The 13,130-nt window shown below is 49.1% G+C and carries 9 protein-coding genes and 1 pseudogene; 9 read left to right on the top strand and 1 reads right to left on the bottom strand.

The genetic code is table 11. The features are described from left to right. Positions 1-63: 63 nt before the first annotated feature. The gene (locus tag QFZ77_RS29865; RefSeq protein WP_307445236.1) at positions 64-1,614 is read left to right on the top strand and encodes a glycoside hydrolase family 28 protein; all 1,551 of its coding nucleotides are present in this window, start codon (positions 64-66) and stop codon (positions 1,612-1,614) included. Here QFZ77_RS29865 and QFZ77_RS29860 read toward each other — a convergent pair. Further along, positions 1,604-2,449, bottom strand: coding sequence for an AraC family transcriptional regulator (locus QFZ77_RS29860; RefSeq protein WP_307445234.1), 846 nt, complete (start codon positions 2,447-2,449; stop codon positions 1,604-1,606). The genes QFZ77_RS29865 and QFZ77_RS29860 overlap by 11 nt on opposite strands. A gap of 94 nt (positions 2,450-2,543) precedes the next feature. Between QFZ77_RS29860 and QFZ77_RS29855 the strand changes: the two genes are divergently transcribed. The 8 genes and pseudogenes from QFZ77_RS29855 (at position 2,544) to QFZ77_RS29820 (ending at position 12,619) form a co-directional block, all read left to right on the top strand. Continuing rightward, positions 2,544-4,127, top strand: coding sequence for a glycoside hydrolase family 43 protein (locus QFZ77_RS29855; protein ID WP_307445232.1), 1,584 nt, complete (start codon positions 2,544-2,546; stop codon positions 4,125-4,127). A 347-nt stretch (positions 4,128-4,474) separates the two neighbouring features. After that, positions 4,475-5,989 carry an extracellular solute-binding protein gene (locus tag QFZ77_RS29850; RefSeq protein ID WP_307445230.1) on the top strand — a complete coding sequence of 505 codons (1,515 nt, stop codon included), beginning with the start codon at positions 4,475-4,477 and terminating at the stop codon, positions 5,987-5,989. Between the two features lie 73 nt (positions 5,990-6,062). After that, positions 6,063-7,017, top strand: a pseudogene (locus QFZ77_RS29845) (ABC transporter permease). Positions 7,018-7,045: 28 nt separating this feature from the next. Beyond that, on the top strand, positions 7,046-7,918 hold the full coding sequence (locus QFZ77_RS29840; protein WP_307445227.1) for a carbohydrate ABC transporter permease: 873 nt from the start codon (positions 7,046-7,048) through the stop codon (positions 7,916-7,918). A gap of 23 nt (positions 7,919-7,941) precedes the next feature. Then, positions 7,942-9,372, top strand: a complete 1,431-nt coding sequence (locus QFZ77_RS29835; RefSeq protein ID WP_307445224.1) for a family 43 glycosylhydrolase — start codon at positions 7,942-7,944, stop codon at positions 9,370-9,372. Next, positions 9,369-10,463 carry a hypothetical protein gene (locus QFZ77_RS29830; protein ID WP_307445222.1) on the top strand — a complete coding sequence of 365 codons (1,095 nt, stop codon included), beginning with the start codon at positions 9,369-9,371 and terminating at the stop codon, positions 10,461-10,463. The genes QFZ77_RS29835 and QFZ77_RS29830 overlap by 4 nt, the downstream gene beginning before the upstream one ends. Before the next feature lie 27 nt (positions 10,464-10,490). Beyond that, a complete protein-coding gene (locus QFZ77_RS29825) occupies positions 10,491-11,591 on the top strand; it encodes a glycoside hydrolase family 88/105 protein (protein WP_307445218.1) in 1,101 nt (366 codons plus the stop codon). Between the two features lie 20 nt (positions 11,592-11,611). Beyond that, positions 11,612-12,619, top strand: a complete 1,008-nt coding sequence (locus QFZ77_RS29820) for a pectinesterase family protein (protein ID WP_307445216.1) — start codon at positions 11,612-11,614, stop codon at positions 12,617-12,619. Positions 12,620-13,130 lie beyond the last annotated feature (511 nt).

Raw genomic sequence — 13,130 nt, 5'->3', positions numbered from 1 at the left:
TGCTCTATAATTTAATGTGTGATTTGAAATGTGAATATGTTTGGACAGGAAGGGGTTTGTTAGATGAATCAAACGGAAATTGTGAACCAAACATACAGCGCAATGCCAGAGGTGATGCTTCCTCGTATTCCGGACCGTACGTTTACTCTGACCGATTTTGGTGCTGTCGGGGATGGGCAAACGGACAACTCGGAGGCGTTCCGATCGGCGATTCAGGAGGTAGCTGAAGCCGGGGGCGGGAGGCTAATCATTCCTGCCGGTTTGTGGTTGACCGGTCCGCTCAAGCTGACGAGCAGACTGGAGCTGCATACGGAGGCAGGAGCTACTGTATTGTTCAGCAAGCGTTTCGAGGATTATCCCCTGCTGCACTCACACTTTGAAGGGAAGCCGGTCGTTCGCTGCCAATCTCCGCTGGATGCAGAGGGTCTAGAGGATATCGCTATTACCGGTGACGGTATTTTCGATGGCGGCGGGGAAGCTTGGCGCCCTGTAAAGAAGTGGAAGATGACGGAGAAAGATTGGAACCGCCTCCAGAATAGCGTCGGGGTCATCGATGAATCAGCGGGGATTTGGTGGCCTTCTGCAGCTGCCATGCAGGGATCAGAACTAGTCGAGAAGCTGATTCAATCAGGTGAGCAGGATCCGCAGGCTTATTTGCCTGCACGCGAATATTTGCGTCCGAATCTGCTTAGTTTCCGCCGATGCAGCCGTATTCTGCTGGAAGGAGCTACCTTCCAAAACTCTGCCGCCTGGAACCTGCATCCTTGGGCATCGGAACATATTACAATACGTCGGGTCAATGTGCGAAATCCTTGGTTCGCTCAGAATGGAGACGGCTTGGATGTAGATTCGTGCCGCTATGTGCTGGTGGAGGACTGTACGTTCGATGTCGGTGACGATGCTATATGCATCAAATCAGGCAAGGATGAAGCGGGACGCGCGCTTGGCATGCCGAGCCGATATGTGACCATACGTCGATGTACAGTATACCATGGGCATGGAGGCTTCGTTATCGGAAGTGAGATGTCGGGCGGCGTCAGCGATATCCATGTTACGGACTGCACGTTTATTGGAACCGATATCGGCTTGCGGTTCAAAAGCGCCAGAGGACGCGGTGGCATTGTTGAGCGGATAAGGATCGAGCGCATCCGCATGATGGATATCGTAGGGGAGGCCATCTCTTTCCATTTGTTCTATGAGGGTGTAGAAGGTTCTGGTTCGGCACAAGAGGAGATGCATCCCATTTCTGAACAAACACCGGTTTTCCGACAAATTGTCATTTCAGATATCGTTTGCACCGGCGCGGATAAGGCTTTCCTAGTCAATGGTTTGGCTGAAATGCCGCTGGAGGATGTTACCCTGCGCAATTATCGCGTTTCCTCGGTGCAAGGAGTCATTTGCCATAACGTCAAGCGGTTGCTGCTTGAGGGGACTGAGTTGAAGCTTCGACAAGGCCCGCCGATAAGACTTCATCAAGCGCAAGGTGTTCGAATAAAAGACTTAACCGTAGAAGGAGCGCAAGAAGTCGGCTCCCTACTGGTTGTAACGGGGGAGAGGACAGAAGGAATTGAATTGGAAGGGAAGGATGAGATTTCTTTCCGGCTTAACTTCTGACGTGCTGCTTCCGATATTGCAGCGGCGAGCAGCCGCTTACCTTCTTGAACGTTTTATTAAAATGGGAAATATGTTCGAAGCCGACGTGTTCGGCGATCTGCTGAATTTTGGCTGTCGTTGTTCTCAGCAGCTTTTGAGCTTCGCGTACCCGAATGATTCGGATATATTCGCTTAAATGAAAGCCTGTTAGCTTCAAAAAAACACGACTTAAATACGACGGGCTAATAAAGAAGATCCCGGCTAACTGCTCGAGTGTGATCGGCTCGCTAAAATGGGTGTGAATGTGGGCCGTTATTTCAGAGACCTTCTGGTGCATCGGATGCTGAGACTCAGCCGAATTATCGGCTAGTGAGCCGATACGGTGGAGGCGGATGAGCAAACCGATCAGAAGCTGCCGGATATAGGATTCGTAAAAGGCCTGATGCTCCTTGCATTCGGTAAGCATGTACAGAAGCGAATTCTCTAGCTCATCTTGTTCTTTTAGCGGAACGCGCAGAAGCGTGGATTCGAGAAAAGGAGGGAGCTCCAGCACTTGTCGCTCGGGCTGTGGAATGAATCGGGGATCGAATTGAATGAGCACTCGCTCCACGTGCTCGACCTGGGAGCTTGCCGTCGAATGCAAATCACCAGGGACCACAATAACCGTATCGCCTTTTTGAGCAGTGAATATCTTGCCGTTGATAAAGTAGACACGTTCGCCTTGCAGCAAATAATACAGTTCAAAACCTGTATGCACATGCGGGCGAGGCATGATGGAATAGCCCGTTTGCTGCAGCTGCTGAATGGCGAAAAGCTGGTCATTGGTCGTATACTTTTGTCCGATTCGTTCACTCATGGGGAAGCGTCCTTTCATTAACTAATGAAACATCACGGATTTGATCTCTTTTTTGTACATAGTAGCACAGGTGAAATAGAAAGGGGAAACGGAAATGGAAAAGAAAATGGAAAGTATGCAAGATAACTCTTGCATTTGGGCAGCCGATTTGGGAAACGGATATTATAGGAATCCTGTTATCTACGCCGATTATTCGGATCCGGACGTAGTTCGCGTCGGTGAAGATTTTTATATGACAGCATCGAGCTTCAACAGTTCACCCGGCTTGCCGATTCTTCATTCCAAGGATCTTGTCAACTGGCAGATTATCGCGCATGCCGTGGACCGGCTGCCCGGCGGTTATGACAATGTGGTGCGGCACGGGGATGGGGTATGGGCTCCAAGCATTAGGTTTTATGGTGGTAAGTTTTGGATCTTCTTCAGCGCGCCGGATGAGGGTATCTATATGACGACTGCCGTGGATCCAAAAGGACCGTGGACGCCGCTTCATCTGGTGAAGGAGGTCAAGGGCTGGATCGATCCATGTCCATTCTGGGATGAGGACGGTGAGGCTTACTTGATACACGCATTTGCGAAAAGCCGAACTGGAATCAAGCATAAGCTTAAGCTATGCCGTATGAGTGCGGACGGCAAAGGGCTGCTGGACGATGGCGAGGTCATTTTTGATGGGGAAGCTGACCATCCGACGATGGAAGGACCAAAATTGTATAAACGCAACGGATATTACTATATTTTTGCACCTGCAGGGGGTGTTCCTACCGGGTGGCAGACGATACTTCGTTCCAAAAGCATTACAGGACCTTATGAGGACAGAATTGTACTTCATCAAGGAGACACTGCGATTAATGGACCTCATCAAGGCGGTTACGTCGAATTGAATTCCGGGGAATCGTGGTTCGTGCACTTTCAGGATCGGGAAGCATACGGGCGTATCGTCCACCTGCAGCCAATCCGTTGGGAGAACGACTGGCCTGAAATGGGCATCGATTCGAACGATGATGGGATCGGAGAGCCTGTGTTGGTGCATAAGAAGCCGAATGTTGGACGCGAGTATCCGATTACCGTTCCGTCTACGAGCGACGAATTCGAATCGCCGACTCTGGGTCTGCAATGGCAGTGGCAGGCGAACTGGAAGCCTTCATGGTATTCCTTAAAAGATAGCCCAGGTAAGCTCCGTTTATATGCCGATCCTCTGCCGATTGGCGTAACGACGCTTTATCAAACGCCTAACGTGCTGTGTCAGAAGCTTCCAGCCCCCGCATTCACTGCGACGGCAAAGCTGACGTTCCGGCCTGGAACAGCAGGGGATCGAGCCGGTTTTACTGTATTTGGGCATGAATACCGGTATATGGCGATGAGTCAAGATGAAGAACGGTTCCTGCTTACTTATGTTCAGGGAAGAGGGAGTAAGGATGGCTCGGAAGAAGAAATAATGGAAAAAATTGAACTTCCGGCTGGTGTGAACACCGTTTATTTCCAAGTAACCATTGTGCCGGAGGCGGAGTGTTCGTTCGCGTATAGTGTGGATGGCGATCACTTCGTACTGATCGGCGACCGTTTCATCGCGGTGCCGGGCGGTTGGGTCGGCGCGAAGCTCGGATTATTTTGTTTGCAGCAGCAAGGACTTCCAGGGGGAGGTTATATGGACGTCGACTGGTTCCGGGTGAAAGAGCAATAATTACGAATACGGTCGTATAAAGCTCGTTTGAGGAGTTTTATACGGCCGTTTTTTTAACATTCGCGCAGCTAAGGGAACTATAGGGCGCTATTTCACTGAAAATAGCCCTTTGAGCCAGCGAGAGGGAACCGTGGTCCTCTATTTTGCCTAAATAGCGTCCTGGATTTCCCTTAAACAGAACTGGATCGCGATAATCACTTCAAATTAAAAATAATCATCAGATTATAAAAGGTCAAGTATCGCCTGTAAAATCACATTCAAATCTCATGATTATATACGTAACCTGCGCTTCTCATTATGATTAAGCCATCAACATCCATCACCACCAATTCAAGGAGGTCCACAAGATGACAAAGAAGAATGTCGCCATTATCCTTTCCGCACTGACGGCGGTTTCCATGTTGGCCGGATGCGCCAGTAAAACCGACTCGGGCTCCGAAGCGGCAAAAGCAACAAGCGAAGCACCGAAGGGTCCTGTTAAAATCAGTATCATGGCCGATTTGCAAACGACCGAGGTTCCTTCCGATAAGCTTGAGAAGGTTCTTGAGCAAAAAACAAATTCCGAGCTGGACATTCAATGGGTACCGGACGGGTCCTATGATGAGAAGTTCCAAGCTGCTTTCGCAACGGGTTCCATGCCCCAGGTTGTTTACTTGAAGAACGCGGCTTCCTTTATCCTTATGCGCGATGCCATCAAGAATAACCAGTTTTGGGAACTCGGTCCTTACCTGAAGGATTATCCGAACCTCAAGAGCTTGAATCAGAAAATTCTTAATAATACAGCCGTTAGCGGGAAAATTTACTCTCTGTACCAGGAAAGACAACCGGCTCGTGCGGGCTTGATCTACCGGAAAGACTGGGCCGATAAGCTTGGACTCTCCGCGCCAAAAACGGTAGACGAGCTATACAACATGCTGAAGAAGTTCAAAGAAGCGGATTTTGCCGGCGGCGGTAAAACGATCCCCATTTCTGACCGTAACGATTTAGTGTACGGCGCCTTCAAAACTCTCTCTATGTACTTCGGAACACCGAATGGTTGGGGAACTCAAGACGGCAAGTTAGTCCCCGACTTCATGACTAAGGGATACCTTGACACGATGAAGTTTATGAAGAAGCTCCGCGATGAAGGCCTGATCAACCAGGATTTCCCGGTTACGAGCAAAACGGATCAGCAGAATCTGATGTACACCGGCCGCTCAGGACTCTATATTGGGACGATGGGCGATGTCAAAGGCTTCCAAGAGAAAACGGTGAAAAACATACCGGAAGCGCAGTACGAGGTAACCAACGACATTAAGGGCGTTGACGGTAAGAACACTACCTGGGGGCTTTCGGGCTACGGAACTGTTGTGCTTTTCCCGAAATCATCCGTTAAATCCGAACAGGAATTGAAGAACATCCTTGGTGTCATGGATAAATTCTACTCTCCTGAAATAGCCGATCTGCTCAAATACGGTCTCAAGGATGAGCATTATACGTTGAAAGACGGTAAAGCAGTTCCTTCCACGGACAGCAAGCTGATTGAGAAGGAAGTAAGACCTTATCTGAACATGGCGCTGTACGAGACAACTAACATAACACCTAGCTTCTACTCTCTGCCTGCTTTAGAGAAGGCCAATAACCTTTCAAATGAAGCTGTTAAATTTATGGTAACGGACCTATCCGTATCCCTGGACTCCAAAACGTTCAATGAAAAGGGTGCCCGGCTTCAGGATCAAATTAAAGACGCTACGTACCAGTTCATCATGAACAAAATTGACGAGGCAGGCTTCCAGTCGGCAGTGAAAAAGTGGCAAAATGACGGCGGCCAAAAAATCATCGACGAGTTCAACGAGCAGTACAAGAATAACGGTGGAAAATAATCAGCGTTAAAAGGTGGAGGCTGCTGAATGACTCAGCGGCCTTATCTTTCAACAAGAAAGGAAGGCCCACATCATGAACCATATAGCTGCTCGGGCGGAGACGGCATCGGTCTCAAAGGCGAAAAACACGTTCTGGAAAAGGGTTCTGCGGAACAAATTTATCTATCTTATGGTTTTGCCAGGCTTTATATATTTTATTATTTTCAAATATATCCCCATGGCTGGACTCGTCATCGCATTTCAAGATTATCAACCTTACAAAGGTTTTTTGGGAAGCGAGTGGGTTGGGCTGGAACACTTTCGCCGGTTGTTTACCGACCCGGGGTTTTGGCAGATCTTTAAGAACACACTGATTGTATTCGTGGTCAATATCTTCTTCTATTTCCCGGTACCCATTCTTCTTTCGGTCATGCTGAATGAAGTAGCGAACGGTTACTTCAAACGGCTTGTTCAGACGATCGTTTATATTCCGCCATTTTCTTTCATGGGTCATTATTGTATCCATCTCTTTCGTTATGCTGACCATGGACGGAGGGATAATTAACGAAATTATGGTTATTCTCGGCTTACAGCCTGTCAACTTCCTAATGAACTCGGAATGGTTTTATCCCATGTATGTTCTGCAAGTGATATGGAGAGAAGCGGGTTGGGGAACCATCGTTTTCCTAGCGGCAATGGCGTCTATTGACCCGGGCCTTTATGAGGCGGCACGTATGGACGGAGCCGGCCGACTCCGGCAAATCTGGCACATTACGCTCCCTGGCATCCGCAATGTCATTGTTGTGCTGTTGATTCTCAAAATCGGAAATGTGCTGGATACCAGCTTTGAACATATTTATCTGATCCTCAACTCCATGAATAAAGACGTGGCGGAAATTCTGGATACGTTTGTTTATACGGCAGGTTTAAAACAGGGACAGTTCAGCTTCAGTACAGCCGTCGGCTTGTTCAAATCTGTCATCGGCTTTGCCCTGGTGCTAGCCTCCAACTGGCTGGCGAAGAAATTCGGCGAAGACGGCGTTTATTAAGAATCGCTACTATGAAGGAGGTCCAACGATGATTACAGATAAAACATTCGCCGGCAGGATGTTTGATTTTTTCAACATCCTCTTGCTTAGCCTTATCGCTATTTTGATGCTGCTTCCGTTCCTTCACGTGGTGATGGGGTCGTTTACGACTGCGGAAGAAATAGCACGCAAACCGTTCGTCTTGTTTCCAACCGTTTTTACTTTTGATTCCTATCGCTATATTTTTTCAACGAGCACACTGTTCAAAGCCATGGGTGTATCCATCGGGGTTACCGCCGTGGGCACGCTGATCAGTATGATTCTCACCTCTATGATGGCCTACGGCCTTACGAGAAGGGATTTGGATGGCCGCAAAACGATGAATCTAATGATTGTGTTCACAATGCTGTTCCACGGCGGCTTGATTCCATCTTTCCTGATCGTGAAGAACCTTGGATTAATCGATACGTATATGTCTTTAATTCTTCCTGGAGCGATCAGCGCTTTCAACCTGATTATATTGCGGAGCTTCTTCCAGGGCTTGCCTGACGGGGTGGAGGAATCGGCCAAGATCGACGGCTGCGGGGATTTCGGCATTCTATTCCGGATCGTTCTGCCGTTATCGATGCCGGCTCTGGCTACGATTTCTTTGTTCTACGCTGTCAACTACTGGAACTCTTACTTCGGGGCGATTATGTTCATGAATGATGCGGACAAATGGCCGATTCAAGTTCTGCTGCGCCAAATTGTTATTGCGGCGAGCGGCATGGCGGCTGATACGGGCAACGAGTTCGTCAAGCCGCCGGAGCAAACGATAAAAATGGCCGTTATTGTGGTTTCCACTTTACCGATCCTTATTGTTTATCCGTTCCTGCAGAAATATTTCGCTAAAGGCGCTTTAGTAGGCTCCGTTAAGGGGTAATTGAAATTGGGAGGCTGTCATTGATGAAGCAAATAAGCGCTTATCCTTTGCAGGCAATGAGAGGCAACTACGCGGATCCATCGGTTATTCGGGTCGGGCGTGATTATTATATGACGCATACCTCTTACAAGTATTTGCCGGGGCTGCTGATTTGGCATTCCCGGGATTTGATCAATTGGAAGCCGGTTTCAGCTGCTCTCCGTCAGTATGTCGGGGATGTTTGGGCGCCTGATTTTGCAGAGCACAAGGGAACTTATTATATCTATTTCCCCGCAAACCGGACGAATTGGGTAATCACAGCACCGTCGCCTTTAGGACCATGGAGTGACCCCGTTGATCTTAAGATCAGGGGAATCGATCCGGGACATATTGCGGCACCGGACGGCAAGCGGTATCTGCATCTCTCCGGCGGGGATTTTGTAGAGCTGGCACCAGACGGACTGTCAGTGATTGAATCGCCCAGACATGTCTATGAAGGTTGGAAGTACCCAGAAGATTGGGTGGTGGAGGCCTTCAGTTTGGAGGGTCCAAAGGTGACATACCGGGATGGATACTATTATTTAACCGTTGCAGAGGGAGGGACGGCGGGTCCTCCTACCGGCCATATGGCCGTATCGTCACGATCTATTAACCCTTGGGGGCCTTGGGAGCATTCACCTTACAATCCGATTGTAAGGACGTTATCTCGGGACGAGCTTTGGTGGTCCAAAGGACACGCCTCTTTGATCGATACCCCGGACGGAGATTGGTGGGTGGTCTATCACGGTTATCTGAACAGCTTCCATACATTAGGCAGGCAAACGCTGGTTGAGCCAGTCGAGTTTACGGAGGATGGTTGGTTTAAACCATCAGGTACGGCAATGAAGATGAGATCGGAGCCGGATAGCGGAATGCCGATGGAGGACGACTTTACCGGGATTAAGCTGGGGCTTCAGTGGCAGTGCAGTGGTCATCCTCCGGAGGAGCGTTATCGGGTTTCAGACGGAGCACTTGTTACGGTAGGCCGACAGGAAAAAGAAAAGGGTTCGCCACTTTTGTATATGCCGGGTGACGAGAGCTATGAGGTAACGGTAGAAATTGCCGCCGCCGGCGAGGCGGAGGGGCGGCTCGTACTCTACTATAACGATGAAGCCCAGCTTGGTCTGGGAGTTTCGACGTCCGGAATCCGCCATTTCCGCAGCTTTAAGAACTACAGGACCATCCCGGTGCAGGGGAGCAGCACCTTTTTACGTATTCGCAATGATCGTCATATCGTTTCCTTCCATTATAGCGAGGATGGCGTGATTTGGAATCAGTATGATAAAACGGTGGACGCTTCCGGCTTGCATCATAATACGCTGGGCGGTTTCCTCAGCTTACGAATTGGGCTTGATGCCGTAGGTGACGGAACGGCGGCATTCCGTCGATTCCGATACCAGCCGATCGGTCCAAAGAGTGGGGAGGATTTGCGTTGAACCAAAGCATCGAGAACATTTTGAAGGAAATGGATCGGGTATTCGAAGGGTTCTTTGAATGGCTCGAAGATCAGTATGACGAGGCAACCGGAGGCTTCTTCTACGCTCGAAGCTCTAAGGAATCAGGTGTATTCCTACCTGACATTGAATCTACGTCCCAGGCAATCAACATTATGGAACGCTGCGGGATTTTGGAGAAACTGAGTCCGGAACGCAAAGAACGTATGGTACGCTTTTATCAAGCAAAACAGGATCCAAAGTCCGGGAATTTCTATGATGAAGACCCTAACATGCGATTGGATGACGTTATGGTGGGCCGGGCCATCGGCTACAGCATTCATTCCATGGCTAAACTTGGAGGGACTCCGCTTTACCCCTTATCAAAGGAGCGACAAGCTTCGCCTGAATATATGAGGTCTTCAAAAGTTTACGGAGAATGGCTTCGAAGCATCAGTCTAGCCAATAGTTGGCGTGGATGCGATCGGTTGTGTAATTCCGCTCCTTACATTGGGCAATTGACAAAAGAGGAGCGGGAACCATTTCTTAAAGAGGCGTTTGACTATTTCGATTTCATTCAAGACCGACATACAGGGCTATGGGGAGAGGGAGGTTGGTATGTCCGAATTTCGGGGACCTTCAAGCTGCATACGTTTTATAACAGGTTTCAAATTCCGCTTCCGAGGGTTAGTGAGATGTATCAAAGCATAAAATTTACACTTCGGAACGACGATGCAAAGGATATGTGCTACATACGCAATCCGATCAATCTGCTGTCTTCAATGAAGCTGAATATTCCACCAGAGGACATGAGCGAAATGGCAGAAATTACTCTGATCAATCTGACAAGGCTAAAGCAGCAAGACGGCGGATTCTCCAGAGAACTGGCCCATTCTCCTGCCGCCCCTAATGTGGCACAGGTGAAAGAAGGCGAATATTATCCCGAAATGCCAGTGGCCGTTCCGCTTGGATTGGGGCTGGTCGAAGGGGATATGAATGCGGGAACGCAGGCGATTCTCATTCGGTGGTTATGCCATGAGTTGGCCGGATTGAAGCCGAAGCCGCTTCCCGTTCTTACACGATTATTCGAATAATTGCTTTTCGAAAGGAGCTTACCTGTCATGAGTCTTATTAAAGAAACGTTGCCGCAAACGCCCGTCGAGTGGGCTAAATCCGCCTGTGATTCCCTGATGACCAAATTTAAACCCGAGGAGCTGCCGCCTGCAGGAAGGTGGCATTATCATGCGGGTATTTTTTTATATGGCATGCTGCAGGTCTGGGAAAAAACAGGGGAGGACGTATACCTGAACTATCCAAAGGGTTATGTTGACTCTCTTGTGGATCCGAATGGAAATTTTTTCTTTGCCCGAGATGAACTGGATGCCATTATGGCCGGTTTGCTTCTGTTTACGCTGGATGAAGAATTTGATGATCGGCGGTATCGGGTGGCGGCGGAGAAACTGCGCCAGCTGTTTAATACCTTGAACCGAACAACGGAGGGTGCCTTTTGGCACAAGGATAAATACCCGTACCAGATGTGGCTGGACGGCCTTTACATGGGCGGCGTCTTTGCAGTCATCTATGCACGGAAGTATGGAGATCCAAAGCTGATAGAGATGGTGCTTGACTGGGAACATTTAATGCGGAAGCATATGTCAGATGAGCGTACAGGGCTTCTGTACCACGCATGGGATGAGAGTCGACAGTTTCCTTGGGCGAATCCAGATACCGGGTGTTCTCCTGAGTTTTGGGGGAGGTCACTTGGCTGGTATGGCATGGCACTGGTTGATTTCCTTGACGTATTGCCGACGGATCATCCCGGCCGGGAGGGATTGGGGCAGGTGCTACACCGCTTCGTTCACGCTCTTATCGGGTTTCAAGATGAGAAGACGGGATTATGGTATCAGGTAGTGGATAAAGGGGATCGGCCGGACAATTGGTTAGAAACCTCGTGCAGCAGCTTGTTCGTTTATACTATTTCTAAAGCCGTTCAGCACGGATGTGTCGGTGATACTGCCTTGGAAGCTGCGCGCCGGGGATTCCGAGGCTTGACGGAGCGGGTTTATTTTGATGAGAAGGATCGTCTGGTAGTACCGGACATATGTATAGGTACTTCTGCCGGTGATTATTCCTATTATTGTTCCCGTCCGGTTAGTGAAAACGACCTTCATGGAATGGGCGCTTTTATTCTTGCCTGTGCGGCCATGGACGGCTTAGTTTAAAGGAACAAGAGGAGAAGAAAATGGACAAACTCGTAGTGGATGCCGGCGGCGGCAGCGGGCATTTTCGAACTGTTCAGGAAGCGATCAACGCTGTGCCTGACCATTCGGAGAATCGTACTGTTATATATATCCGCAAGGGGATATACCGGGAGAAGCTTATAGTCCCGCAAAGCAAACGGAATCTTACCCTGTTTGGCGAAAGCATGCTAGAGACGGTGTTGGTATATGGTGACTACGCACGCATGAAGGATGCAGATGGACAGGAGATTGGCACCTTCAAGAGCTGCAGCATGTACATTTATGCCGATCAATTTCATGGGGAGAACCTGACGATAAGCAATGATGCGGGCTGTGGGGATATTGTGGGTCAAGCGGTTGCTTTGCATTCGGAGGGAGACAAAGCCGTCTTCCGCCGGATCCGCTTGCTAGGCCGTCAGGATACCCTGTATACACCTGGGAACGGACGGCAATATTTCGTAGATTCCTATATTGAAGGAACGGTTGACTTTATTTTCGGGTCGGCGACGGTCGTTTTTGAACGCTGCGAAATTCGAAGCGTAACACGTACCGGAGATGAAATGAATGGCTTGAATCCGAAAACTGGCTATATTACGGCATCGAATGCACCTGAAGGGCAGCCTTATGGATATGTGTTTCTGAACTGCTCGCTGACGGGAGGCGCTCCGGAGCAGAGCGTTTTCCTAGGCAGACCTTGGCGGGCTTATGCACATGTCTTGTTTCTCCATTGTTATATGGAGAAGCATATTCATCCGGATGGCTGGAACAACTGGCGTGATCCCGCACGCGAACTGACGGCCCGTTACGGGGAATACGGCAGCAATGGGCCGGGAGCCGACCCGGGGAGCCGGGTACGTTGGTCACGGCATCTTACAAAAGCGGAGGCAGACGCAATTACTGTGCAGACTGTGCTCAGCGGCACAGAGAGCTGGGGCTGCCGTTACTTAAGCAATAGAAAGTGTACTACATGTAATGAGAAGGCTCCGTTTAGTGATGTTAATTTTGTATAGTGAGGGGCTCACGGGCCCGATTGACGGTTTTATTTACATCGTTTCGTGTTCACATACAAGGTCGGACTATCGTTCTGATTACGCATGACAGCGGGCACCGGAACGAATATTAGTTTGGACGAGATGCAGGTGTTTGCTTCCAGCTTGGTAAATTCTTTAACGGTAAATGATAGCGCGAATGCGTCCGATTGGACGGTCAAGTGAACCGTTGGAGAAATGATGACCTTAGGCAGGAGACGAAAGGGGCGAGCAGGTTGACTGATGGCGAAGAAAATAACGGCTAAGCAATTGCTGGATCAATGGGCGCAATTATTGGAAAAAGAAAAGGCGGATTTTGATGCTGCTCTAAAAAAATAATACAAAAGAAGGAGAGAATGCCGCATGTCGGCATTCTCTCTTCGCTTTATGGCGGAGAGAGTTTAGATGTATAAGCACTTTTTTGAAAGCGCTTGTAATTGTATAAGGTTATTGTAGAATAGTGAATAAATATGGAGTTTGGTTTACATGCATC

Source organism: Paenibacillus sp. V4I3 (genome assembly GCF_030817215.1).
Classification (GTDB): Bacteria; Bacillota; Bacilli; order Paenibacillales; family NBRC-103111; genus Paenibacillus_E.
The sequence above is the reverse complement of the archived record's forward strand: the minus strand, read 5'-3'. Positions and strand labels throughout refer to the sequence as shown.